Source organism: Mesorhizobium atlanticum, assembly GCF_003289965.1.
In the GTDB taxonomy this organism is placed as follows: domain Bacteria; phylum Pseudomonadota; class Alphaproteobacteria; order Rhizobiales; family Rhizobiaceae; genus Mesorhizobium; species Mesorhizobium atlanticum.
In genome coordinates this window covers 739,760-764,181 of sequence record NZ_QMBQ01000002.1, presented here as the reverse complement: position 1 = coordinate 764,181, position 24,422 = coordinate 739,760, and the positions used below count along the sequence as shown (strand labels likewise).

Genomic DNA, 24,422 nt, shown 5'->3' with positions numbered 1-24,422 from the left:
GATATGTACTCGTTTTTCGCGGTTTTGCGGAAGGAAAACGCCATGAAACCCCTATCCGAGATCACGGCCGGCCACGCAGTGTTAGAAACAGTGATCGGCTTCATGGGCATCGCCTGGAACGAGAAGGGCCTGATCCGGCTCTGCCTGCCCGAACGCAGCCGCGAGGCGGTCGAGCGCCGGCTGTTCCGTCATCCCGGTGTTTCGACCTCAACCGACCAGCCGCAATGGGTGGTCGAACTGATCGCCTCGATCAAGGCCTATGCGGCTGGCGAGGACGTCGATTTCTCCGACGTGCCGGTCGATCTCGACGGCATCGACGATTTTCGCCTTGCCATCTACGATGCCGCGCGCAAGCTCGGCTTCGGCGAGACCACCACCTATGGCGAACTGGCCAAGCGCGCCGGCCATGCCGGGCTCGCCCGCGAGACGGGTGCTGCGCTTGGCGCCAATCCGGTGCCGCTGGTCATCCCCTGCCACCGCATCCTGGCGGCCGGCGGCAAGATCGGCGGCTTCTCAGCGCCGGGCGGCTCGGCCACCAAGGAAAAGATGCTGGCGATGGAAGGCGTTCGCGTCGGCCCGCCGCCGGCCGCGCAGGCCTCGTTCGGGTTCTGAAATCCCGCGGGATTATCAGTGCCGGCGCGGAAAAAATCGCCGGCGGAAATGGTCAAAGTCCGGCCGCTTGCAGACATAGACGGCGCAGGACCTTGTGTCGGCGCTCGGCACATAGGCGCGCGTCCTCACCTCGCCCGCGTTGCAGAAGCGCTCGTCGCGCACATAGCGGTCGTAAAGCGGCAGCCCCGGCACGCGCGTCGACTGATAGCGCAGAATGACGGCGCCCTGTCTGGCGATCGTCGCCTGCACCCGGTCGCAGCTCATGCGCGTCGGATCGTAGCGCGATGCCGCCTGCGCCTCGGCGGCCACCAGCAGCAGGCAGGCGGCAAGCAGAATGATCCTCATGGCTTCTCTCCTCGCAAGGGCAGGCATTCCATCCCTCCACAACGCGTGGCCGCTGTCAAAACTTCCATGCACGACTGTATTCCGCTCGATCCGGCATGCCGGCAGTGTCCAAGCACCCGTCTTGTTTTCCTGCTCAAACTATCCTATATCCGCAACATTGAATTTGGCCGATCGATCGGGCCGCGATCTTCGCGTTTGCTGACGTCTATCTCCAAAATTTCGATACCGCCGGCCGGACATTGGTTCGGTCAAACAAAAGCAAATGCGAAGGGCATTCTATATGGCAACTGGTACGGTCAAGTGGTTTAACGCCACCAAGGGCTACGGCTTCATCCAGCCCGACAATGGCGGCGCGGACGTTTTCGTCCATATCTCCGCTGTCGAGCGCGCTGGCATGACCACCCTGGCTGAAGGCCAGAAGATCAACTTCGAGATCGAGCAGGACCGCCGCACCGGCAAGTCCGCCGCTGGGTCTCTGAGCAAGGCAGCCTGATTTGGCTTGAGCGTTTTGCGGCCAGGCTTAACCGCCCGGCATCGCGAAATGCGGATAAGTAAGGCGCGCGCCGGACGAAGGTTCGGGGCGCGCGGCAAGTCACGGATGTACTGACGGTCGCGCGATAAGCGCGCCGGAGCGGAAAGACCGACAAGCTGGAACAGCAGATAGCTGCCAGCCCGGGCCGGACGCTCCCAATCAGGCTACCGGCATAGGAAGGCGGGCAATGCCCGCCTTTTTTGTTGTCTGGATTCTGGCGATTGGCTTCCTTCTCCCCGTTCACGGGGAGAAGTGCCCGGCAGGGCGATGAGGGGCAGCGCCGAGGTTTCAGAATTGCCATTTTGGCTGGTGCATTTCACCGTTTCAGGGAAACGGCGAACGCCCTAGCTCTTTGTTTTTTATGCTAGCTTAGCAAGGCTGGCGCCGCCCCTCATCTGGCTGCCGCCATCTTCTCCCCGTGAACGGGGAGAAGGAAGCCGTCGCCCGGCTTTTCGCCAATCGTCGGCGTCAGTCAGGCACCCACTCGATTGGCACATGCCCTTTGTCCGCCTCGACCCGCTTCAGCCAGGCGGCGACGGCCGGATAGGCGTCGAGCTGAAAGCCGCCCTTCTCGGCGCTGTGGGTGTAGGCGTATAGCGCGATATCGGCGACGCTATAGGCGCTGCCGGCAAAGAATGCGTTCCGCTCCAGATGCTGGTTCATGACGCCCAGCGCCTTGTTGCCGCGCTCCAGCGTCTGCGCCAGCCTTTCCGGCGTGGCGTCCTTCGCCCGTTCCGGGAAGGTCAGAAGCGCCTTGCGCACCGCGATATAGGGCTCATGGCTGTATTGTTCGAAGAACAGCCATTGGTAAGCCAGCGCGCGCTCGTATTTGTCGGCTGGGACGAAGCGCGTGCCCTCGGCGAGATAAAGCAGGATGGCGTTGCTTTCGGCGATGCGCCTGCCGTCGTCGAGCTCCAGCATCGGCACCATCGCGTTCGGATTCTTGGCGACGTAGTCGGGCTTGCGCGTCTCGCCGGTATGCGAGCTCACCTCGACCCGGGTGAAGGGAATGCCGAGCTTGGTCATCAACAACCGCGGCTTGTAGCAATTGCCGCTGTCGGCCATGTCGTAAAGGATCATGCCTCTTGCCCTCTCCGGTCTCCTGGGAACGATCTAACGCGCGTCGCGATCCTTCGGATTCGCTCCATGCGCTTTAGGTCTTTGATTTTACGCATGTCTTTATCCCGAAACCGGTTCCCACTTTCGTGAGACATGCTTTAACGCGCGCGGCTAGGTCCCATCCAGTGATTTGTTTTTGCGAAAAACCATCAGCGATGCTGATAGGTCTTCTTGAGCATCAGCGTTGCTGGTGCAGGGGCACAACCTTGTCGCCGGCGTCGAGCAGGGCGTCGACGGAAAGCGGCTCTTCCTTGAAGATCGTGCCTGCGAGCGCCGGGCGGGCGAGATGGAAACCCTGCAGCAGGTCGGCGCCGCCCTCGAGCGCGACGCGCAAGTGCTGCGCATTCTCGATGCCCTCGACCAGCACTTTGGCGCCGCGCTCTTGCAGCATGCCCACCAATGGCCGGAAAAAGCGCTCGGCGGCGGCATGGCGGCAGAGCGCGCCGAACCAGGCGCCGTCGATCTTGACGATGTCGGGCGCGAGCAGATTGATGCGCGCCTCGGTGGAATGTCCGGTACCGAAATCGTCGATGGCGATGCGGATGCCGTCGCGCCGCATTTCGCGCACCAGGCTGGCAAGAACGTGATCGTCGGCCGCCTGTTCGGTGATCTCGCAGACCAGCAGGCCAGGCTCCAGCTCGAAATCGCCGAGATGCCTCGTCATGAGCCGGATTTCGGCCAGCGCCCGTCCGAGATGATCGTTGATCATCGGATTGTAGTTGAAGAACAGCGTGAGCCCCTCGAGGCCGATGTTGCGGTAATTGCCGAGATGCAGCATCCGGCACATCGTTTCGACAAACAGCCGGTCGGATGCGGGAATGCCGCCGAAGAAGATCGCTGGAGCCACCGGCTCGGCGATGCGGCGCGGCTCGATCAGCCCCTCGACGGCGACCGGCCTGAGCACCCTGTCCTCCGGGGCGAAAATCGGCTGATAGACGCTCCATAGCCGGAATTCGCCATAGATGCCGAACTGAAGACCGATCTCGTCGGCGAAGATCGCCTTGGCGACATTGCGCCGCCTCTCATCCCTTTCGTTCATGGCGCGACCTTGCGCCCGAATACCCTTGCCGGCCGCGACCGCGTGGCCGGAGCCGCGGGGCTTGCGGCAGCCGTGCTCTCTTCGGCCGGAGGCTGCACGCCCTGGCCGAAGACGCGAAAGCTGGTGGGGGCGAGTTCGGGCCGGGCAAGCACATAGCCTTGCACCATCGAAGCGCCGGCTTTCTCGGCAAGCTCCAGTTGCCAGCCTTCCTCGAGGCCTTCGAAGACGGTGTGGATACTCTGGGTTTCGAAGCCCTTCACCATGGCCGTCAGCAACGCGAAGCCGGCGCCGGACTCCATCAGATGCGTGATCCACTGCGCATCGAACTTGACGATGTCAGGCTTCAGTTCCTTGATCCGGTGGATGTCGGACTCATCGGCGCCATAGTCGTCCACCGCGATGCGGAAGCCATTGGCCCGCAGCGCCTCGACAAAATCGTAGAGCGCTTCCTGCGAGGCCGACTTCTGCTCGGTAACCTCGCAAACGATGCGGCGCGGATCGATACCGGCTTCGTGCAGCACCAGCCGCATATCGCGCAATGCCTTGTCGGCAATGCCGCGATCGGTGAACACCGACGGGTCGAAATTGATGAAGATGGACGCCTCCTGCGGCAGGCAGGCACCGGCGTTCAAAAGATGCAGCGTGCGCGTCAGCGCCTCGATATGCAGCCGGTCGGCCGCCGGGCAGGTGCCGAAGAACGCCGCCGGCGACTGCGGCTCGCCGTCGCGGAACGGCCGGATCAGCCCCTCGAAGGCGGCGACCGAAAGCTTGCCTTCCTTGAAGGCGAAGATCGGCTGGAACGCGCTTTGCAGCGTATAGATGCCCCAGACACCGGTCGAGGTGCCGTCATCATGACGGATGATGTGGGCAAGCCCGATACTGCGCGACAAGGTTTCTCGCTCCGCGAATTGGCGCAATCCGATCTGCGATCCTGCCAGCCAAGGGTTTACCGGCCGTTGATGAATTTAGCGTTGCCGCTCACGCAGGCTTGACCTTGGTCACGCCTCCTTGACCTCTGGCTCATCGCACAATGCTTGCGCTCCGCGCCATGATGCGACATGAGAGGCGCCGCGGCCGCTCCTGGCCGCCTTTCCTAGGAGACATTTTGTCATGGCCTTTCTCGCCGACGCCCTTTCCCGCGTTAAGCCTTCCGCGACCATCGCGGTGACGCAGAAAGCGCGCGAGCTGAAAAATGCCGGCCGTGACGTGATTGGCCTCGGCGCCGGCGAGCCGGACTTCGATACGCCGGACAACATCAAGAACGCGGCGATCGAGGCGATCCGCCGCGGCGAGACCAAGTATCCGCCGGTGTCGGGCATTGTGCCTCTGCGCGAGGCGATCGCAAAGAAGTTCAAGCGCGAGAACAACCTCGACTACCGGCCCGAGCAGACCATCGTCGGCACCGGCGGCAAGCAGATCCTGTTCAACGCCTTCATGGCAACGCTGAACCCCGGCGACGAGGTCATCATCCCCCGCCCCTACTGGGTGAGCTACCCCGAAATGGTGGCGATCTGCGGCGGCACGTCGGTGTTCGTCGACACCTCGATCGACAACGGCTTCAAGCTCACGGCCGAGGTGCTGGAAAAGGCGATCACGCCGAAGACCAAATGGCTGCTGATGAACTCGCCGTCCAACCCGTCGGGCGCCGCCTACACGGAGGCCGAGCTGCGGGCACTGGCCGATGTTCTGCTCAAGCATCCGCATGTCTGGACGCTGACCGACGACATGTATGAGCATCTGACCTATGGCGACTTCGTCTTCAAGACCATCGCCGAGGTCGAGCCCAACCTCTACGAGCGCACGCTGACGATGAACGGCGTGTCGAAAGCCTATGCCATGACCGGCTGGCGCATCGGCTACGCCGCCGGCCCGGTGCCGCTGATCAAGGCGATGGACATGATCCAGGGCCAGCAGACCTCGGGCGCCTGCACCATCGCGCAATGGGCTTCCGTCGAGGCGCTCAACGGGCCGCAGGATTTCATCGCCAGGAACAAGGCGATCTTTCAAGGGAGGCGCGACCTCGTCGTCTCGATGCTCAACCAGGCGCGCGGCATCTCCTGCCCCTCGCCCGAAGGCGCCTTCTACGTCTACCCGTCCTGTGCCGAGCTGATCGGCAAGAAGACAAAGGCCGGCAAGGTGATCGACACCGACGAAGCCTTCTGCTCGGAACTGCTGGACGCCGAAGGCGTGGCGGTGGTGTTCGGCTCGGCCTTCGGCCTCGGTCCGAATTTCCGCATCTCCTACGCCACGTCGGAAACCTTGCTCGAGGAAGCCTGCACGCGCATCCAGCGCTTCACCGCATCGTTGACCTGAACGGCGCAAGAAGCACCGAACGCGAAGAACCCGGCGTGACGCCGGGTTTTTGTCGGGTTCGTCCTAACCGCCATATTGCTCGTCGGAAACCTGCTCAAGCCAATCGGCATGGACGCCGTCCAGTGCCTCCTGCATGGCGATATGGGTCATGGCAGTTTTCCATCCGGCGCCGTGCCAGTGTTTCTCGCCCGGCGCGAAAGAGATGACGTCCCCTGCCCTGATCGTCTGGATCGGCTCGCCCCAGGTCTGGGCAAGTCCGGCGCCGGCCGTGACATAGAGCGTCTGCCCGAGCGGATGCGTGTGCCAGTAAGTGCGCGCGCCGGGCTCGAAACTGACCAGTGTCGCCCTCAGCCGCGCCGGCGCTTCTTTCTCGATGATCGGCGTCTGCAGCACCCGCCCGGTGAAATAGGCCTCAGGTGCGATGATCGTCGGCACACTGCCGCACGCAATGATCTTCATGTTCATATCCTCGAACTCGTTGGTCGAACAGGGGCCGCATACGACCTCTCGTGGAGCAGTCTCATCCTGTCGAGAGGCCATTGCAACGGCTTTAGGATGTTGCCGGCGTGGCAGCTCCGATTGTGCGCTCAGGCACCAGGCAGTTTCTATATTAGAATGTCTGAATATCGTCATAAATCATTGCTTTTTAAACATAAAATCGCCGCCTCGATCTAGCCGCGAAAGAACAGGCCAAGACAATCGCCGCGCTCAGCGTTTGTTAACGGCTGAGATCCTAGCCAAGGCGCGTGCTGTGGGGGCGCGGACATGAGTATCTTGGCGACAATCAAGGATCATAGCGGCCGTATCTATCGCGGCATCCAGGCTCTGCTTGTGATGAGCATCGCCGCCACCGGGCTAGCGGCTTTCGCGCTGACGGAGAACGCTTGGAAGCACTGCGCGGCCTCGGCTTCCACATCGCGCTCGACGACTTCGGCACCGGACTTTGCGGTTTCAACTATCTGAAGTCGCTGCCCATCGACAGCGTCAAGATCGACCGCTCCTATATCCGCAGCCTCGCCCACGACCAGGTGGCGCAGATCTTCGTTTCCGCACTTGCCCAGATCGACCGCATCCAGGAGATCGCCATCGTCGCGGAAGGCGTCGAGACCGAGCAGGAATTCACCCTCGCCCGAACGGCCGGCTGCAGCCGCTTCCAGGGCTATTTCTTCGGCAAGCCGGCACCACGCGACAAGGCAAGCGCCTTGTGTGTCGCCGGCCGCGAGTCGCTCGCCCTCACGGCCTGACGAACAACAAATGACGGCCTGACAAACCCAAGCCGGCGAACATCCTATTTTTCTTGCCCTCCCGGCGAACCCGTGTGACGATGGCCTTGGGAAGGGGTGGATAAACCCCGCCCGCGACGGCCGAACAGGCCGGCCGCCGCTCTGCACAGGGTGCGATCGGACGCAAAAACCGGTTTCCACTTTTGCTGATCGCTCTCTGGGGAAACGCCTGAGTGGAGGTCAGCCATGGGTACTCGCGCCGGAGGACGACGCACGGGACCGAAATGCATAGCCATAGTCGGTCCCTTTGCAAGCGGTAAGACGACACTTCTCGAAGCAATCCTCGCCCGCACGGGCGCCATTCCACGCCAGAATCCCGTTTCATCGGGCAACACCGTTTCCGATCATTCGCCCGAGGCCCGCGCCCACGCCATGAGCGTCGAGGCGACCTTCGCCACCACCGATTTCATGGGCGAGCAGATCACCTTCGTCGATTGCCCCGGCTCCATCGAATTCGCCTTCGAGGCCGAGCCCGTGCTTGCCGCTTGCGACCTTGCGGTCGTCGTCGCCGAGGCCGACGAGAAGAAGATTCCGGCGCTCCAGCTCATCATGCGCAAGCTCGACGATCTCGCCATTCCCCGCATCCTGTTCCTGAACAAGATCGACAAGGCGATCGCGGGCGTGCGCGAGACGCTGAAGATGCTGCAGCCGGCAAGTTCGGTGCCGCTGCTCTTACGCCAGATTCCGGTGCGCAAGGACGGCATCGTCATCGGCTCGATCGATCTGGCGCTGGAACGCGCCTACATCTATCGCGAGTACGCCGAAAGCCAGGTCGCCGAGATTCCGAACGACGACAAGGCGCGCGAGCTGGAAGCGCGTTTCTCCATGCTGGAGACGCTTGCCGACCACGACGATCACCTGATGGAGCAGTTGCTGGAGGAGATCGAGCCGCCGAAGGACGCGATCTTCGACGATCTCTCGGCTGACCTGCGCGCCGGCGCGGTGACGCCGGTGCTGATCGGCACGGCCGAGAAGGGCAATGGCGTGCTGCGCCTGTTGAAAGCCATTCGCCACGACGCGCCGGACGTCGAGGCGACGAGGAAGCGCCTCGGCGCGCCGGAAGGCCAGACGGTGGTGCAGGTGATGAAGACCATCCACACCGCGCATGGCGGCAAACTTTCGGTGTCGCGCGTGCTTTCAGGCCAGTTGGCCGACGCGGCCGAGCTTTTCCTTTCCAACGGCGACACGACGAAGGTATCCGGCATCTACAAGATGCTCGGCAAGGACCAGATCAAGCAGACATCCGCCAAGGCGGGTGACACTGTCGCGCTCGGCAAACTCGACAACGTCAAGACCGGCCAGACGCTGAGTTCGGCCAAGGGCGGCATCCGGCCATTGGTCACGCTCGAGCCGCCGCAGCCTGTCTTCGCCTTCGCGCTTCGCCCCAAGGAGCGCAAGGACGAGGTCAAGATGTCGGCCGCGATCCAGCGGCTGGCCGAGGAAGACCCCTCGCTCAGCCTGCGTCACAACCAGGACTCGGCCGAGACCGTCCTGTCGGGCCACGGCGAGATGCATCTGCGCGTGGTGCGTGAGCGCCTTGAGGGCAAGAACCAGATTCCGATCGAGGGCCATGCCCCGGCCGTGCCCTACCGCGAGACCATCCGCAAAGGAACGCAGCAGCGCGGCCGCCACAAGAAGCAGTCCGGCGGTCACGGCCAGTTCGGCGATGTGGTGATCGAGATCAAGCCGCTGCCGCGCGGCTCCGGCTTCCAGTTCTCCGATACCATAACCGGCGGCGTGGTGCCGAAGACCTATATCCAGTCGGTCGAGACCGGCATCCGCGACTATCTGAAGACCGGCCCGCTCGGCTTCCCGGTCGTCGACGTTGCCGTAAACCTGTCGGACGGCTCCTACCATGCCGTCGACTCCTCGGACATGGCCTTCCAGATGGCGGCGAAGCTCGCAATGAAGGAAGGCATGGCCGCTTGTTCGCCGGTCCTGCTTGAGCCGATCATGAAGGTCGAGATCGTCACGCCTTCCGACGCGACCTCGAAGATCATCGCGCTGATCCCGCAGCGGCGCGGCCAGATCCTCGGCTATGACGCGCGGCCAGACTGGCCAGGCTGGGACGTGGTCGAAGCGACCATGCCGCAGGCCGAAATCGGTGACCTGATCATCGAGCTGCGCTCGGCCACCGCCGGCGTCGCCAGCTACAAGGCCGCTTTCGACCATATGGCCGAGCTCACCGGCAGGCTCGCCGACGAGGCGATGAACGCCAACGGCAAGGCTGCCTAATGCATGCCGCCCAGAAGTGCGCAGCGGTTCTGGGACAACGACATGCATCAAAACAAAGGCTTAAAGCGCGTCGCCTGAATTCGGTTCAGCGCGACGCGCTTTTAAAGCAATTCCAGGAAAAGCGTGAGCAGTTTTCCGTCCGGAATTGCGTAAAAACAAGGACACAGTGCGGTTCGCCGTTTCTGTGGAACGGTGTACCGCACTGCAGGTCGGCCTGCCTGACAGACTTTCTGTTGGAGATATGAAAACGGCGTCCGGATGATCCGGACGCCGTTCCTATTGCGGACCGTTTTCCTGGGAGGCAACGGCTGGTCCGCCGCATCCGGAAAAAATGGTTCGGACGCGGTAGCTGCCTGAGCCCGGTCATTTCGAGTGATGCCCCCATCTCTCGAACCGACCAACCGCGTCCTATGATTTACTTAAACCTTAGACTGTGTCTGCGACATGTTACCCGATGTTACATGTCACTGTTACGTGGGGGATTCGGTCGTGCTTTTGCCGGCTCGAAGGCGTGCGGGCAACAAAAAAGCCGGATCAATAAAGATCCGGCTGAGTTTGATTGGAAGTGCCGATTAGGGCTAACCTCCAGAGGGGAACACTCGAGGGCGCTAATGGGAGGAGAACGCGCCCCGGAGATGTGACTATATATGTGCTCATCATGCCCAAGAAACAAGCATCTATTTTGCAACACACGCATGCAAAAAGACGGAGGCTGTGGTCCAACCTATTCGAGGAAGCCATAGGACCAGGAAAATAGGGCGATTCCGCCGTATTTTTCGGATCAAACGCGACTGCTGAAATGCAAAATGCAGTGAATTTTGCTCTGAACTGCGTAAATCGGCGAAATGATGCCGACTTCGGCAGGCCAAGTTTATTTTTGCGGCAGAGGTCCCTGGATGCGTAGTTTTTCAGCAATCGCCGGCAGCGCGCTGTTTCTGGTCGTCGCGCCGGGCGTCGTTGCCGGGCTGGTGCCGTGGCTGCTGACCGATGGCTACCACACGCCACTGTCGGTGGTACCGGGCTCCGTGACTGCCGGCTCGATCCTGGTGGTCGTGGCGACCGCGATCCTGCTTCATGCCTTCGCCCGCTTCGCGCTTGAAGGTCTAGGCACGCCGGCGCCGGTGGCGCCTACGGAGAAGCTGGTGGTCGGCGGCATCTACCGCCATGTCCGCAACCCCATGTACGTGGCCGTGCTGGCGATCATCCTCGGCCAGGCACTGATCTTTTCGAGCTGGGCGGTCCTGGTCTACGGCCTCATCGCCGCCGCGGCGATGATCTCCTTCGTCAAGTTCTATGAAGAGCCGACGCTCGCCAGCCGCTATGGCGAAGAATATGAAGCCTACCGCCGCGCCGTGCCCGGCTGGCTGCCCCGCTTCACACCCTGGCGCGGGAAGTAGTCTCGACCGGCCATTCAGTAAGACCAGCTGCGTGCCTTCGCGATGACAAAATCGCGAAAAACGTGCAGCTTCGCCTGGTTCTTCATCGCGTCGGGATAGGCGAAATAGGTGTCGAAGGACGGCACCTCGGTCTCCGGCAGCAGCTGCACCAGATTCGAGTCCTTGTTGATCACGTAGTCCGGCAGCATGGCAATGCCCGCGCCGCCCTGCACCGCCCGCTTGATCGACAGGATGTCGTTGATCTGCAGCGTCGGTACCCGCTGCGCGCCCTCGAAATCGCCCACCGTCTCAAGCCAGTTCAGCTCCGACAGATGCGAAGGCACCGGCACGCCGAAAGTGACGATGCGATGGTTCCTGAGCTCCGCGGTCGAGGTCGGCCTGCCGAACTTGGCGATGTAGGACGGCGCCGCGTAGAGGTGGAAATGCACCGTGAACAGCCGCCGCTGGATAAGGTCGGGCTGCTGCGGCTGGCGCAGCCGGATCGCGCAATCGGCCTGGCGCATGGTCAGGTCGAGCTCCTCATTGGCCAGGATCAGCTGCAGGCTGATCTCGGGATAGAGCTCGATGAATTCCTGCACGCGCTCGGTCAGCCAGCCGGCGCCCAGGCCCACCGTGGTCGTTACGCGGAGCACGCCCGACGGCCGGTCCTTGGTCTCGGTCAGCCGCGTCTTGATGGTTTCCAGCTTCATCAGCACGTCATGCGCCGTGCGGAACAGCATCTCGCCCTGCTCGGTCAGCACCAGGCCACGCGCATGACGGTGGAAGAGTGCTACGCCGACATCATGCTCCAGCGCGCTGACTTGCCGCGAAATGGCCGATTGCGACAGATGCAGCGTCTCGGCGGCATGGGTGAACGACCCAGCCTCCGCCGCTGCGTGAAATACGCGTAATTTATCCCAGTCCAGCGCCATGATTCCCCTCGCGTTTCATTTGGCGTCTGAATGAAAAATCAGGCTTTTAAACGGCTTTTTTCAGCCGATTTGTTACTCCGCCGCTTCGCGGTGAACCTCGATGCCCGCCAGATATTTTTCCGCCTCCAGCGCCGCCATGCAGCCAAGCCCCGCGGCCGTCACTGCCTGACGGTAGACATCATCGGTGACATCGCCGGCGGCGAACACGCCGGGCACGTCGGTGCGGGTCGAATCCGGCGCCGTCCACAGATAGCCGTTCGGCTTCTGCTTCAGCTTGCCGACGAACAGCTCCACCGCCGGCGCATGGCCGATCGCGACGAACACGCCGTCGACCGGCAGTTTCGATTCCTGGCCGGTCACGACATTGCGCAGCGTCAGGCCTTCGACGGAAGGCGGCAACGGCGCCTTGCCTGGACGTCCGGTGATCTCGTCCACCACCGTGTCCCAGATGACACGGACATTGTCCTTCGCAAGCAGCCGCTCGCGCAGGATGCGCTCGGCGCGGAAATCGCTGCGCCGATGGATGACGGTGACGCTCTTGGCGAGGTTCGACAGATAGAGCGCTTCCTCGACCGCGGAATTGCCGCCGCCGACCACCGCGACGTCCTTGCCGCGATAGAAGAAGCCGTCGCAGGTGGCGCAGGCCGAAACGCCGAAGCCCATGAAGGTCTGCTCCGACGGGATGCCCAGCCACTTGGCCTGCGCGCCGGTGGCGATGATCAGTGCATCGGCCGTGTAGACCGTGCCGGAATCGCCGGTGGCGCGGAACGGCCGCACATTGAGGTCGACCTCGGTGATGATGTCGTTGATGATATCGGTGCCGACATGCTCGGCCTGCGCCAGCATCTGGCTCATCAGCCAGGGGCCCTGGATCGGATCGGCGAAGCCCGGATAGTTCTCGACGTCGGTGGTGATCATCAATTGGCCGCCCTGCTGAAGGCCGGCGACCAGCATCGGCTTCAGCATTGCGCGGGCGGCATAGATCGCCGCCGTGTAGCCTGCCGGGCCGGAACCGATGATAAGAACGGGCGCATGTTTGATGTTCATGAAAGTCCCCTGCGGCACGCGGCCGTGGTTTTGTCGCGGTTAATGTAAGGGTTGCAAACCATGGCAGCAAGACGAACGGACCGTCGTCCCCGGAAAGCTGCCGTCAGTTGGATATTCGCAAAACCGCAGCTTTTGTTACCTCTAAAAAACGCGCCGATAAGGGCTGGCGCGGACACAAAAGTCGTTTAATTACAAATTCGCGAAAGATTCTTGCGCAAGAGCCGAGACAGCCATGCCGCTCAAAGCCGACCTCGACGCCATCGACTGGAAGATCCTGCGCGAGTTGCAAAGCGACGGGCGCATGACCAACGTCGAATTGTCGAGCCGGGTCGGCATCTCGGCACCGCCCTGCCTGCGCCGCGTCAGGCGGCTGGAAGAGGCCGGCATCATCCGGGGTTACCGAGCGCTTCTTAATGCGCCAGCGCTCGGCATGGATGTCGTCGCCTTCTGCCTGATCGGTCTTCATCACCAGGCCGATGCCGAGTTGAAAACCTTCGCCGAACGCACGCGCGGCTGGCCGATCGTGCGCGACGCCTGGATGGTCTCGGGCGAATCCGATTTCCTGCTGCACTGCGTGGCGAGCGACCTCGGCACCTTCCAGACCTTCGTCATCGAGGAACTGGCTTCGGCCCCCAATGTGGACACGGTGCGCACCGCCTTGACCATCCGCCGCGTCAAGGATGAAGGGCTGGTGGCCTTCCCGACTTGATGTGCCGGCTTCCGGAAATTCACCGGCAGAAACAACGGGCTTAGCTTTAGATTTTGAATCAACCTGCGATCAAAGCGACCGTATCGCAGTGAGCAGTCCACCAAGGTCCGTTGCGTCGCGCATCGGCAACATCGAAAGCCCATTCCTCGTCGAGGCTTCGCCGTCAACGAGCCAGCCGCGCTCAAGGCCGGCGCGCTGCCCTGCTTCCATATCGGCCGGCTTGTCGCCGACGATCAGCGATCGCTTCAGGTCCAGGCCGAGTCGCCGGCCCGCCTCCAGCAGCATGCCCGGATTGGGCTTGCGCATCGGATGGTCGGCAATCGCCAGCGGGCCGGTGCCGGCCTCGTGATAGGCGCACGCGAGCACCATGTCGACAAACGCGTTTTGTTCAGCCAGCAGATCGAGCACACGCCCGTTGACCCTAGCGAACGCATCCCAGCCGAAATAGCCGCGCGCGATGCCTGACTGGTTGGTGACGACGACGACCGGAATGCCGTGCTCATTCGCGGCCTCGATGACAGGCGCGATGCCGTCGCGCAGCGCCATGGCCGACGGATCGCTCGGATAGCCGGTATCGACATTGATCGTGCCGTCGCGATCGAGGAACAGCGCCGGCCGGCCGGCTGGAAAGCTCCGGTCGCTAACCCGCTCGACCCAAAGGCCCGGCTCGGCCAGCGGAAAGCCTTCGCTCTCAGCCATTGCTGAGACGCGCTTCGACCGCCTCGCACAGATGGTGATAGAGGCATAGATGCCCCTGCTGGATGATCGGCGTCGAGGTCGACGGCACATTGAGCAGGATGTCGGTCAGCGGCTTGAGCTTGCCGCCGGTCTCGCCGGTCAGGCTGATCACCGTCATGCCCATCGCCCGCGCCTGCTCGGCGGCGGCAAGGATGCTCGGCGAATTGCCGCTGGTCGAGATGGCAAGCAGCACGGCGCCTTCCGATCCGTGCGCCTCGACCTGGCGAGAAAACACTGTGTCGAAGCCGTAATCGTTGCCCCAGGCGGTCAGCACCGCGGCGTTGGCCGGCAGCGCGATGACGTTGTAGGCCTTGCGTTCCTTAAGGAAGCGGCCAACCAACTCGCCCGCGATATGGATGGCATCGCTGGCCGAGCCGCCATTGCCGCAGATCAGCAGCGCCTTACCTTGCGAAAGCGCGGTCACGACCGTGCTCACCGCGCGCTCCATCTCACCGGTGAGGTCGCGCTCGACCATCGCCGAGATCGCCGCAGCGGAGCGGACCAGATAGTCGTTCAAATCGGACATGAGACCCTCAGTTTGTGGCACGCAGCTTGCCGATGGTGTTCGTCGTGCTCTTGCCGGCGACGAGATCGACTAGCACCACGCGTCCGCCCGCCTTCTGCACCACATCGGCGCCGACCACGGTCTCGATCGTGTAGTCCGCGCCCTTGACCAGGATGTCGGGCAGTAGCGCCTCGATCAGCTTGAGCGGCGTATCCTCCTCGAAGACGACGACGGCGTCGACCGAGGCAAGTGCCGCCAGCACGCAGGCGCGGTCATGCTGGTTGTTGACCGGACGTCCGGGTCCTTTCAGCCGGCGCACCGAGTCGTCGCTGTTGAGGCCGAGCACCAGCCGGTCGCACTGGCTGCGCGCGGCATGCAGCAGGCTGACATGGCCGGCATGGAGGATATCGAAACAGCCATTGGTGAAGCCGACGGTCAGCCCCTCTTCCTTCCATGCCGCCACCATCCTGGCCGCGGCATTGGCGTCAAGAATGGCATCCGTGTGAGCCGTCGGCCCATGCGAGCGGAACAGCGCGCCGGACAATTCCTCGACGTTGAGGCGCGCGGTGCCGCGCTTTCCCACCACGACGCCGCCGGCCGCATTGGCGATGACGGCGGCATGCACGCGGTCGGCGCCGGCGGCGAGCGATAGCGCGAAGCTCGCAATGACCGTGTCGCCGGCGCCGGAAACGTCGAACACTTCGCGCGCCTGGGTGGAGATGTGGCGAGCGTCCTCGGCGGAGACCACGCTCATGCCCTTCTCGCTGCGCGTGGCGACGATGAATTCGAAGTCATGCTCGGCGATCAGGTCGCGCGCGGCGGCCACGATCTCGTCGTCGCCGAATACCTTGCGCCCGACGGCCTCGCCGAGCTCCTTGCGGTTCGGCGTCACCGCCGTCGCACCGGCATAGCGTGCGTAGTCGCGCCCCTTCGGATCGACCAGCACCGGCTTGCCGGCGTCGCGACAGATCGCGATCAGCTCGCCGGCGACGCCGTCGAGCAGGATACCCTTGCCGTAGTCGGAAAGGATGACGATGTCGGCGCGGCCAAGCGCGGCCTGGAAATGATCGATGAGCTTCGCCCGCTCGGCGGAGCTGAGCGGCTTGATCTCTTCCTCATCGAACCGCAGCACCTGCTGGTTAAGGGCGCTGAAGCGGCTTTTCGACGAGGTCATGCGGTCCTGGCGCTGCAGAAGCCCGTCGGTGTCGACGCCGATCTCGCTGAGCATGCGCATCAGATTGTTGCCGGCGTGGTCGGCGCCGATCACCGAGACGGGTATGGCGGCGGCACCCAGCGAAACGATGTTGGAAACGACATTGCCCGCGCCGCCCATGTTCAGCGTCTCACCTCGTCCATGCAGCACGGGGATAGGGGCTTCCGGCGAGATGCGCTCGATCACGCCGCTGACGAAACGGTCGAGGATGAAATCGCCCACGACCAGCACGGTGACCTCGCCGAAGCGGGCGATGGTGCGATGCAAAGGTTCCGGAGAGGGCGGATTGTGCTTGATCATCTCACTGGTGGGCGCCTGAGGGCGGATCTGGTCGGTTTGAAGCGCCGGAAATGCAGCGCCTGTCATATTTGCGATGCCGATATACCGCAATTCGGGCCAGCGCAACGGCAGGCTGCGAACCAGGCAGACGGAACGGGCGCGAGTGAAGCGGGAGCTTTGCGGCGCGACTATGGCCAAGCATTGCCGGCCTTGGCCGCGAACGTGCTTTATCGACACTCCCGCCCGCCTCCCCTATAAGAGCCGGAATCGCAAGCAGCTAGAGGCCATCATGATCATCGTCACGGGCGGCGCCGGCATGATCGGCTCCAATATCGTCGCCGCGCTCAACGCCGAGGGGCATGACGACATCGTCGTGGTCGACGATCTCACCGACGGCCACAAGATCGCCAATCTGGCCGACCTTCGCATCGCCGACTATCTCGACAAGGACGATTTTCTCACCCAGCTCGAGAATGGCGCGCTCGGCCGCATAGAGGTCGTCTTCCACCAGGGCGCGTGCTCGACCACCACCGAGTGGAACGGCAAGTTCATGATGGACGTGAACTACACCTATTCGAAGCGGCTGCTTCACGCCTGCCTCGCTTTGCGCGTGCCCTTCCTCTATGCCTCCTCCGCATCCGTCTATGGCGGCGGCAGCGAGTTCCGCGAGGAGCCTGCGTTCGAGCGGCCGCTCAACGTCTATGCCTATTCGAAGAAGCTGTTCGACGACTACGTCCGACGTAACGTCGACGCCGACCATTCGCAGGTGACGGGCCTGCGCTACTTCAACGTCTACGGACCGCGCGAGGCGCACAAGGGGGCCATGGCCTCGGTCGCCTTCCATCTCTTCAAGCAGGTCGAGCGCGGCGAAAATCCGAAGCTATTCGGTGCTTATGGCGACTTCGGCCCGGGCGAGCAGAGCCGCGACTTCATCCATGTCGGCGATGTCGCCGACGTCAACCTCTGGCTTTGGAAAAAGGGCCTGAGCGGCATCTTCAACTGCGGCACCGGTCGTGCGCAGCCGTTCCGCGCCATCGCCGAGACGGTGATCGACACGCTTGGCAAGGGGGAGATTGAATACATCCCCTTCCCCGACCATCTCAAGGGCAGCTACCAGAGTTTTACGCAGGCTGATATGTCCCGCTTGCGCGCGGCCGGCTACAATGGCCAATTCCGCACAGTCGAAACCGGCGTCAGGGACTATGTCGAATGGCTGAAGGCCCAACGATCCTCGTGATCGGCCCACGCTGGGTGGGCGACATGGTCATGGCGCAGTGCCTGTTTGCGGCGCTGAAGGAAAAACATCCGAACGCGGCCATCGATGTGCTGGCGCCGGCCTGGGCGGCGCCCTTGGTCAAGCGCATGCCCGAGATACGCAGCCAGATCGACTTTCCGCTGATGCCGGGCGCGCTCGAATTTCGCAGCCGCAGGCGCTTCGGCCGCCTGCTGCGCGGCCGCTACGACATGGCCTATGTGCTGCCGGGGAGCTGGAAATCGGCGCTGATCCCCTTCTTTGCCCGCATCCCACAGCGTGTCGGCAATCTGCGCGAAATGCGCTATGGCCTGCTGACCGACATTGTGCCGCTGCCCGAAGCGCTGAAGCGGCGCACGGCGCGCGCCTATTTCGGCCTCGCGCGCGGCGGCACGTTTCGCCCGCCGCAGCTCACCGTCGACAAGGCCAACCAGGCCGATCTGCTCGCGCGGTTCGGGCTGACGGGAAAGAAATTCGTGGCGCTCATGCCCGGCGCCGAATTCGGTCCGGCAAAACGCTGGCCGAGCGATCACTATGCCGGGCTTGCCCGGGATATGATGGCAAAGGGTCTGGGCGTCGTGCTGCTCGGCTCGAAGAACGACGCGGAGGTGACCGGCGAGATCGCAGCACTAGCACCGGGCGCCATCGACCTCGCCGGCAAGACGCGGCTTGAGGATGCCATCGATCTGATCGGCGCGGCGAAGCTTGCGGTCTCGAACGACAGCGGCCTGATGCATGTCGCGGCCGCCGTCGGCACGCCGATCGTCGCCGTCTACGGTTCGACTTCGCCGGAAAACACGCCGCCGCTCAGCGAACGCTCCGAGCTGATCTGGCTTCATCTGTCCTGCTCGCCCTGCCACAAGAAGGTCTGCCCGCTCGGGCATCTCAACTGCCTGAAGACGCTCGATGTCGCGCGCGTCACCGCCGCGGCCGACCGCCTGCTCAAGGTCCCGGCGGCCGCATGAAAGTGCTGATCGTCAAGACATCGTCGATGGGCGATGTCATTCACACGTTTCCAGCCGTCGAGGACGCGATCCGCAATCGTCCCGATATCAGCTTCGACTGGTGCGTGGAGGAGCCGTTTGCCGGCATCGTGGCGCTGCATCCAGCGATTGGAGTGATCCACAAGGTGGCAGTCCGGCGCTGGCGCAAGCGTCCATTTGAAAGCGGCACATGGCGCGAGATGGCCGGCTTGCGCAGAGCGTTGCGCGCCTCTCGCTACGATCTTGTCATCGACGCCCAGGGCTTGTTGAAGTCGGCCCTGGTCGCCATGCAGGCCGGCGCGCCGATTGTCGGCTTGGACCGGACGAGTGCCCGCGAGCCCTCGGCGACGCTGTTCTATCAGCGGAAATTCCCCGTGCCGCGCGACCTGCACGCCATCGAGCGCACCAGGCGGCTGTTTGGCCTTGCGCTTGGTTACCAGCCTGACCTGTCGACGCTCGAGTCAGGCATTGTGCCGCCGGCGGGGAACCTGCCCGGCGTTGAGGGCAAAACCGCCTTCCTGCTGCACGGCACCAGCCGCGAAGACAAGAAATGGCCGGTCGAGGATTGGATCGAAACCGCGCGCCAACTGGCTGACCGGCAATTCACGCCGGTGGTCACCTGGTCGAATGAGGTGGAAAGGAAAGTGGCGGAAGCCATTGCCGGAGCCGTGCCAAAGACGGCGCTGGTCGCGAAATCGCCGCTCGCGGATGTCGCAGCGATCCTCGGCCGCTCGACGCTCGTCATCGGCGCCGACACCGGGCTCACCCATCTTGCCAGCGCCTTCGGCCTGCCGACGGTCGCCATTTTCCTGGCGACGGAACCCGGTCTCACCGGCCCGCGCGGGAAGTTTGCATCGACCTTGCTTGCGCCAGCCGGCGGCAAGATCACGCCGGCTGAGGTGATGGCGGAAGCGGAACAGCTCATGAAACGCCAGGCACTCGACAAGGTAGCCGCCAAGCGCTGATTGTGTAATCAATTCAATTGGAAAGGCTGGCGCCGCCCTTCCTCCACCTTTAGCGAGCGAAACCATCAATGAGAGCGTCCTTCCCCCGTTTACGGGGAGAAGATGGCGGCAACCAGATGAGGGGCAGCGCCGGCGTTTGGAAATTGAAACCAAGGCCGAAGCCCCAGCTTTCAATACCTCAGATGAACTGCACCTGGACGATCTCATACCCCCGGGCGCCGCCCGGAGCGTTGACCTCGATGGCGTCGCCGACTTCCTTGCCGATGAGCGCTCGCGCGATCGGCGAGGAGATCGAGATGCGGCCGGACTTCACATCCGCTTCCTGGTCGCCGACGATCTGGTAGGTCTTCTTTTCCTCGGTGTCCTCGTCGACGAGCACGACGGTCGCGCCGAACTTCACCTTGTCGCCGGACAGCTTGGAGACGTCGATGACCTCGGCGCGCGCGATCAGATCCTCGAGCTCGTTGATGCGGCCTTCATTGTGGCTCTGCGATTCCTTCGCCGCGTGATATTCGGCATTTTCGGACAGGTCGCCATGCGAGCGCGCTTCGGAGATCGCCTCGATGATACGCGGACGCTCCTCTTGCTGGCGCCAACGCAGTTCTTCCTTCAATGACGCGAACCCCTCGCCTGTCATCGGGACCTTGATCATATGCCTGACCTTTCCTGCCGCCACCCCCGCTTTTCGGGAGCAGCCTTGTCAAATGGGTACAAAAAGAAAACGGTCCGGCAGCCTCGGGCTAACGGAACCGTTTCACCACAATTTCCCTGAATATAGCGATCTTGGCGCGATTTTCACGTGCAAAAATGAAGTTGGGCAAAATGATCACCGCTTTCGCGGACGCCGGCTGGAGGCGAACAACAAAAAGCCGGCTACGATTGCTCGCAGCCGGCCCGAAGAGCTTGAAGCCTGTTCAGCTCCGCAGGAAATGATCGATCTGCTCGGACAGCATGCCGTATTCGCGCGAGCCCTTGCCGGTCCGCTTTTCGATTTCCTGGAGTTGCTGCTGCGCGCCGGCGAGATCGCCGATCTGCAGATGCGCTTCGCCCAGATATTCGCGCACCAGCGTGTAGTTCGGGTCGATGCGCAGCGCTTCCTCATAGTAGCCGAGGCCGACCGTGACGCGGCCCGAATGGCGATGCGAATAGCCGAGATAGTTGAGGATGCGCGGATCCTGCTTGTTGGCGGCGAGCGTCAGCACCGAGATCGCCTCGTCATAGCGCCCGGCCATCGCCAGATCGTGGCCGGCCTCATAGATGCTGTCGTCATCCAGCATGCCATATTGCGGCTTCACGCATTTGTTCTTCTTCTTGTCCCAGACCTCGCCCTTCTTGCAGGTGGTGGTCGTCTGGCCACCGCTGCCGCCACTTTCACCGGCCGTATAGGCCGGCGCAACGAACAGCGGCAGCGCCGCAAGAGCCATGACTTGAACAAGCAATCGTCTGCGCATCGAAGCCTCCGTGAGCGTGACAATGGCAGACTAACGCCGCTCTGGCGCGGTTTCATCCCGAAATGCGGGCGGCTGCCGAACTATTTTGCGCGGCCCGAAACAGAGCCTTGCCTCCGGACGTGACGCGCGCTGCAAATCCGCTATCATCGGGCCAAGCGCATCACGTGGAGAAGGACCGTGCAGCAGCGCCTCGAGAAAGAATGGGAGCTTTCCATCGACCCGGACACGGTGCGCCTGTTCATCCTCAAGGCCAAGGCGCTGAGCGCCGCTGTCAACGAGGACTATGACGACGGCGCCGAGCACGAGGTCGAGTTCGACGGCGACGCGCATGCCAGCCATCACCATGACGGCCTTGTCGAGGAAGCCTCGGAAGACCTCACCGAGGAGGAATTCCGCGAGTTGATCAACGATCTCAATATCGACGAAGCGGCCGAACTGATCGCGCTCGCCTGGGTCGGGCGCGGCGACTATGACGCATCCGAATGGGCGGACGCGGTGGCAGCCGCTAGGGAGCGTCCCAGGAAGCGGACAGCCAAATATCTGCTCGGCCTGCCGATGCTCGCCGATTGGCTGGAGGAAGGCCTTGAAGCCATAGGCGCGTAACGTGCCGGTAACCGATTGTGATCGGCAAGGCCGGCGGTGCAGGCAACTTCGCGACACGATTGCCGTTTCCGGGCGATGGCAACGCTGAGCCTTTCACGACTTTGCAGACTGGCGCTGCCTGTGGCGGCCGCGATCCTGTTGGTTACGCCGGCCCTGGCCAAGCACCATCATCGGTACAAAGGACACCTGCCGCCACCGAGCCAGAGCGCCGCTCCGGCACCGGAAACGCCCCCGGCGACACCGGTTCCAGGGCCGCGTCCCCAGGACATGGAGAACGGTACTGAGAAGTCGGGGCAAGGCAAAAGCCGCCTCGACAGCAATGACGATTTCCTCAACCAGGAGAAGTCGCATCCGAAATGGGACGCCCGCCCGCCCCGCTCGAAGGGCGCTCAGTCCGCGCCGCGGACGGATTCCGAGCCCGAGACGCCGGATGTCGTGCCGACGCCCCCGGAGAAGCCCGCCGAATTGGAGCCGGAGCCGCCGGAAACCGCGCCGCAACCGCCGGAAAAGCCGGCCGATGCCGGCGAGGAAAAGATGCTTCCCGATCCCCGCTCGGCCGATGTGCCGGCCGACAAGATGCCGGCGGAGGAAACCGCGTGTCGTGAGCGGCTAAGGGCGCTTGGCGTCGAGTTCGCGGAGCACAAGGCCGAGCACGATCCCGAAATCGGCTGCTCGATTCCCTATCCGATAATTCTGAAGACGCTCGGCAAATCCATCAGCGTCAGTCCCGGCACCGAGCTCAATTGCCCGATGGCCGAGGCAACTGCTCGCTTCATGGCCGATGTCGTCCAGCCCACGGCAAAGGCCGACCTCGGTGCCGATTTGAAGGCGGTCAACCAGGCCTCGGCCTTCGTCTGCCGCCCGCGCAACGGCACCCGCAAACTGTCGGAACACGCCTTCGGCAATGCGCTCGACATCGCCAGCTTCACCTTGTCGGACGGGAGCAAGATCGAGGTCGGCCCAGTGCCTCCGGAGAAGGATGCGAAATTCCTCGACGCTGTACGCAAGGCTGCCTGCGGGCCGTTCAAGACGGTGCTTGGGCCGGGCGCCGACCCCGACCACGCGCTGCATTTCCATCTCGACCTGGAACCGCGACGTCACGGCGGCACATTCTGCCAGTAGGCACGATCTCGGAAGTTTCGGTCGCGTACCGGCAAGAACAGCGCCGCATTTCCGCCCCATGCATGAATGCCGGCGCTGATCTTTCCTTTACTGTTGAGGGTTAACCTTGTGTCATTCGGGGACAAGGACGCCTTTCAATGGCTCGAAGACTTGGCGCTGTGCTGGTGGCGGCGCAACGAAACAAGTGCGCGCGGATCGCGTTCGCCGGGCTGGCGGCGGGCGCCATCGCGACGATATCGGCCTGCACGACCGGCGATGTCTTTGCGCTGCAGCCGGCCGTCGATGTCGGCAGCCAGACGGCGGCCGTGCCGCAGCCCGACGCGCCGCAATATGCCGGCATGCAGCGCCTTGTTCCGTCCAATCCCTACATGACCCAGGCCGCCTATCCACGCATGGATGAGCCGATGTCGCCTCTCGAGCAGATGCCGGCCAGCGAGATCGACTGTCGCAACGAGCTGAAGCGGATGGGCGTCGTCTATCAGGACATCCAGCCGATCCATGAAGGCCAGTGCGGCATCGACTATCCGGTGAAGGTGACGGCGATCGGCAGCGTCGCGATGAAGCCGGCAGCGACGCTGACCTGCAATATGGCCGCCACCTTTGCCGCCTGGACCAAGAACGAGCTGCAGCCGGCCGCCCGCTGGCGCTATTTCTCCGGCGTCAAGGCGGTCCACCAGGGCTCCAGCTATTCCTGCCGCAACATCGCCGGAGAAGGTGTTTTGTCCGAGCACGGCAAGGGCAACGCGCTCGACGTCATGAGCATCGAGCTCAACAATGGCGACGACATCGACGTGCGCAAGCCCGGCCTGTTCGCCTTCCGCACCCGCGGCTTCCTCAACAATGTGCGCGCCGACGGCTGCGAGTATTTCACCACGGTGCTCGGCCCGGGCTACAATTACGACCACCGCAACCATTTCCATTTCGACATCAAGAACCGCAAGAGCGGCTACCGCGCCTGCCGCTGACTTGAGGCGGCAAAACAACCCGCTTTGGCTCCATCTGCCCAAAAACGGCCAACACCGCGTAAAATGGTCGCGCGTGGATTTAGGAGCGGGTTGTCGTGGGTGAGCGAAGCCTTGGGCGGCGAGCGGCGATCTGGCTTGCGGCGGTTTGCGCCTTCTATCTGGCGCTCGCCTATGTCGCCGCGCCGGAATTCTGGACCTGGCAGGAGCGCGGCTTCCGTACCCGCCCCTTCGAGATGGTGACGCATACGCCTCAGGGCATTCCCGGCGATCCGATCAATGTCGGCCTTGTCGGCACCGAGAAGGAGGTGGTCCACGCCTTCGCGGTCGCGGGCTGGGATACGGCCGATGCCGTGACGCTCAGGACCGCGATCGACATCGGTGAAAGCGTCCTGTTTTCCCGCCCCTACCCCGATGCGCCGATGAGCCGCCTGTTGTTCGAGGGCCGCGCCCAAGACCTGGCCTTCGAAGAGCCCGTCGGCGACAGCGCCGACCGGCGCCACCATGTCCGCTTCTGGCAGACCAACACGGTCGGCGACGATGGCCGCCCGCTCTGGCTGGGCGCCGCGAGCTTCGATCGCGGCGTCGGCCTCAGCCACAACACGGGCGCCGTCACCCACCATATCGGCCCCGACATCGACGCCGAGCGCGATTTCCTGATCGGCGACCTGAGGGCCGCCGGCCTGCTCACATCCACCAGCGAGATACCGGGGATCGGCGCAACGAAGTCTGGGCGCAATGGCGGCGGCGATCCCTATTTCACCGACGGCATGGCCGTGATCGGCGTGTTGAGCCCACGGGAGTGAC

At 63.3% G+C, this 24,422-nt stretch carries 26 protein-coding genes; 14 read left to right on the top strand and 12 right to left on the bottom strand.

Annotation, left to right across the window (positions count from 1 at the left end; translation table 11 throughout):
* Positions 1–42 precede the first annotated feature (42 nt).
* Positions 43–612, top strand: coding sequence for a methylated-DNA--[protein]-cysteine S-methyltransferase (locus tag DPM35_RS08705; RefSeq protein WP_112127119.1), 570 nt, complete (start codon positions 43–45; stop codon positions 610–612).
* A 15-nt stretch (positions 613–627) separates the two neighbouring features.
* Here the strand turns inward: DPM35_RS08705 and DPM35_RS08700 are convergent, their stop codons facing one another.
* The gene (locus DPM35_RS08700) at positions 628–957 is read right to left on the bottom strand and encodes a hypothetical protein (RefSeq protein ID WP_112126847.1); all 330 of its coding nucleotides are present in this window, start codon (positions 955–957) and stop codon (positions 628–630) included.
* Positions 958–1,237: 280 nt separating this feature from the next.
* Here DPM35_RS08700 and DPM35_RS08695 point away from each other — a divergent pair, with 280 nt between their 5' ends.
* Positions 1,238–1,450, top strand: a complete 213-nt coding sequence (locus DPM35_RS08695) for a cold-shock protein (protein ID WP_112126846.1) — start codon at positions 1,238–1,240, stop codon at positions 1,448–1,450.
* Between the two features lie 507 nt (positions 1,451–1,957).
* On the opposite strand, the gene DPM35_RS08690 is transcribed toward DPM35_RS08695, so the two are convergent.
* The 3 genes from DPM35_RS08690 to DPM35_RS08680 form a co-directional block, all read right to left on the bottom strand.
* Positions 1,958–2,569 (bottom strand): glutathione S-transferase family protein, encoded by a 612-nt coding sequence (locus DPM35_RS08690; RefSeq protein ID WP_112126845.1) that lies wholly within the window; start codon positions 2,567–2,569, stop codon positions 1,958–1,960.
* A gap of 217 nt (positions 2,570–2,786) precedes the next feature.
* Positions 2,787–3,647, bottom strand: coding sequence for an EAL domain-containing protein (locus tag DPM35_RS08685; RefSeq protein ID WP_112126844.1), 861 nt, complete (start codon positions 3,645–3,647; stop codon positions 2,787–2,789).
* On the bottom strand, positions 3,644–4,537 hold the full coding sequence (locus DPM35_RS08680; RefSeq protein WP_112126843.1) for an EAL domain-containing protein: 894 nt from the start codon (positions 4,535–4,537) through the stop codon (positions 3,644–3,646). Before DPM35_RS08680 ends, DPM35_RS08685 begins: the two co-directional genes overlap by 4 nt.
* Before the next feature lie 220 nt (positions 4,538–4,757).
* Between DPM35_RS08680 and DPM35_RS08675 the strand changes: the two genes are divergently transcribed.
* Positions 4,758–5,960 carry a pyridoxal phosphate-dependent aminotransferase gene (locus DPM35_RS08675; RefSeq protein ID WP_112126842.1) on the top strand — a complete coding sequence of 401 codons (1,203 nt, stop codon included), beginning with the start codon at positions 4,758–4,760 and terminating at the stop codon, positions 5,958–5,960.
* Between the two features lie 63 nt (positions 5,961–6,023).
* Here DPM35_RS08675 and DPM35_RS08670 read toward each other — a convergent pair whose 3' ends face one another.
* Positions 6,024–6,419 carry a (R)-mandelonitrile lyase gene (locus DPM35_RS08670; RefSeq protein WP_112127118.1) on the bottom strand — a complete coding sequence of 132 codons (396 nt, stop codon included), beginning with the start codon at positions 6,417–6,419 and terminating at the stop codon, positions 6,024–6,026.
* A 425-nt stretch (positions 6,420–6,844) separates the two neighbouring features.
* Here DPM35_RS08670 and DPM35_RS08665 point away from each other — a divergent pair, with 425 nt between their 5' ends.
* From DPM35_RS08665 to DPM35_RS08655, 3 genes are all read left to right on the top strand, one after another.
* Positions 6,845–7,204, top strand: a complete 360-nt coding sequence (locus DPM35_RS08665) for an EAL domain-containing protein (protein WP_342633667.1) — start codon at positions 6,845–6,847, stop codon at positions 7,202–7,204.
* 225 nt (positions 7,205–7,429) lie between these two features.
* The gene (locus DPM35_RS08660) at positions 7,430–9,478 is read left to right on the top strand and encodes an elongation factor G (RefSeq protein WP_112126841.1); all 2,049 of its coding nucleotides are present in this window, start codon (positions 7,430–7,432) and stop codon (positions 9,476–9,478) included.
* 896 nt (positions 9,479–10,374) lie between these two features.
* Positions 10,375–10,875, top strand: coding sequence for a methyltransferase family protein (locus DPM35_RS08655; RefSeq protein ID WP_112127117.1), 501 nt, complete (start codon positions 10,375–10,377; stop codon positions 10,873–10,875).
* 14 nt (positions 10,876–10,889) lie between these two features.
* On the opposite strand, the gene DPM35_RS08650 is transcribed toward DPM35_RS08655, so the two are convergent.
* Together DPM35_RS08650 and trxB are read right to left on the bottom strand one after the other, a co-directional pair.
* Positions 10,890–11,786 carry a LysR family transcriptional regulator gene (locus DPM35_RS08650; protein ID WP_112126840.1) on the bottom strand — a complete coding sequence of 299 codons (897 nt, stop codon included), beginning with the start codon at positions 11,784–11,786 and terminating at the stop codon, positions 10,890–10,892.
* Between the two features lie 72 nt (positions 11,787–11,858).
* The gene (gene trxB, locus DPM35_RS08645; RefSeq protein ID WP_112126839.1) at positions 11,859–12,833 is read right to left on the bottom strand and encodes a thioredoxin-disulfide reductase; all 975 of its coding nucleotides are present in this window, start codon (positions 12,831–12,833) and stop codon (positions 11,859–11,861) included.
* A 232-nt stretch (positions 12,834–13,065) separates the two neighbouring features.
* Between trxB and DPM35_RS08640 the strand changes: the two genes are divergently transcribed.
* Entirely contained in the window at positions 13,066–13,542 is a 477-nt protein-coding gene (locus tag DPM35_RS08640; RefSeq protein WP_095817346.1) for an Lrp/AsnC family transcriptional regulator, read from the top strand.
* A gap of 69 nt (positions 13,543–13,611) precedes the next feature.
* Here DPM35_RS08640 and DPM35_RS08635 read toward each other — a convergent pair whose 3' ends face one another.
* The 3 genes from DPM35_RS08635 to rfaE1 are packed head-to-tail and all read right to left on the bottom strand — an operon-like array spanning position 13,612 to position 16,298.
* The gene (locus DPM35_RS08635; RefSeq protein ID WP_112126838.1) at positions 13,612–14,241 is read right to left on the bottom strand and encodes a D-glycero-alpha-D-manno-heptose-1,7-bisphosphate 7-phosphatase; all 630 of its coding nucleotides are present in this window, start codon (positions 14,239–14,241) and stop codon (positions 13,612–13,614) included.
* Positions 14,234–14,806 (bottom strand): D-sedoheptulose-7-phosphate isomerase, encoded by a 573-nt coding sequence (locus DPM35_RS08630; protein WP_112126837.1) that lies wholly within the window; start codon positions 14,804–14,806, stop codon positions 14,234–14,236. The genes DPM35_RS08635 and DPM35_RS08630 overlap by 8 nt, the downstream gene beginning before the upstream one ends.
* Positions 14,807–14,813: 7 nt before the next feature.
* Positions 14,814–16,298 carry a D-glycero-beta-D-manno-heptose-7-phosphate kinase gene (gene rfaE1, locus DPM35_RS08625; protein ID WP_112127116.1) on the bottom strand — a complete coding sequence of 495 codons (1,485 nt, stop codon included), beginning with the start codon at positions 16,296–16,298 and terminating at the stop codon, positions 14,814–14,816.
* A 268-nt stretch (positions 16,299–16,566) separates the two neighbouring features.
* Here rfaE1 and rfaD point away from each other — a divergent pair, with 268 nt between their 5' ends.
* The 3 genes from rfaD to waaC are packed head-to-tail and all read left to right on the top strand — an operon-like array spanning position 16,567 to position 19,477.
* Positions 16,567–17,514 (top strand): ADP-glyceromanno-heptose 6-epimerase, encoded by a 948-nt coding sequence (rfaD, locus tag DPM35_RS08620; RefSeq protein ID WP_112126836.1) that lies wholly within the window; start codon positions 16,567–16,569, stop codon positions 17,512–17,514.
* Positions 17,487–18,494, top strand: coding sequence for a lipopolysaccharide heptosyltransferase II (gene waaF / locus DPM35_RS08615; RefSeq protein WP_112126835.1), 1,008 nt, complete (start codon positions 17,487–17,489; stop codon positions 18,492–18,494). The genes rfaD and waaF overlap by 28 nt, the downstream gene beginning before the upstream one ends.
* A complete protein-coding gene (gene waaC / locus DPM35_RS08610) occupies positions 18,491–19,477 on the top strand; it encodes a lipopolysaccharide heptosyltransferase I (protein ID WP_112126834.1) in 987 nt (328 codons plus the stop codon). Before waaF ends, waaC begins: the two co-directional genes overlap by 4 nt.
* A gap of 178 nt (positions 19,478–19,655) precedes the next feature.
* Here the strand turns inward: waaC and greA are convergent, their stop codons facing one another.
* Both greA and DPM35_RS08600 read right to left on the bottom strand, forming a co-directional pair.
* Positions 19,656–20,129, bottom strand: coding sequence for a transcription elongation factor GreA (greA, locus tag DPM35_RS08605; RefSeq protein WP_027168132.1), 474 nt, complete (start codon positions 20,127–20,129; stop codon positions 19,656–19,658).
* A gap of 262 nt (positions 20,130–20,391) precedes the next feature.
* Positions 20,392–20,928 (bottom strand): tetratricopeptide repeat protein, encoded by a 537-nt coding sequence (locus DPM35_RS08600; RefSeq protein ID WP_112126833.1) that lies wholly within the window; start codon positions 20,926–20,928, stop codon positions 20,392–20,394.
* A 177-nt stretch (positions 20,929–21,105) separates the two neighbouring features.
* Between DPM35_RS08600 and DPM35_RS08595 the strand changes: the two genes are divergently transcribed.
* From DPM35_RS08595 to DPM35_RS08580, 4 genes are all read left to right on the top strand, one after another.
* On the top strand, positions 21,106–21,531 hold the full coding sequence (locus DPM35_RS08595) for a DUF3775 domain-containing protein (RefSeq protein ID WP_112126832.1): 426 nt from the start codon (positions 21,106–21,108) through the stop codon (positions 21,529–21,531).
* Between the two features lie 75 nt (positions 21,532–21,606).
* A complete protein-coding gene (locus tag DPM35_RS08590; protein ID WP_112126831.1) occupies positions 21,607–22,653 on the top strand; it encodes an extensin-like domain-containing protein in 1,047 nt (348 codons plus the stop codon).
* 137 nt (positions 22,654–22,790) lie between these two features.
* Entirely contained in the window at positions 22,791–23,618 is an 828-nt protein-coding gene (locus DPM35_RS08585) for an extensin-like domain-containing protein (RefSeq protein WP_112126830.1), read from the top strand.
* Positions 23,619–23,713: 95 nt separating this feature from the next.
* A complete protein-coding gene (locus tag DPM35_RS08580) occupies positions 23,714–24,421 on the top strand; it encodes an LssY C-terminal domain-containing protein (protein WP_112126829.1) in 708 nt (235 codons plus the stop codon).
* The last annotated feature ends 1 nt before the right edge of the window (position 24,422 follow it).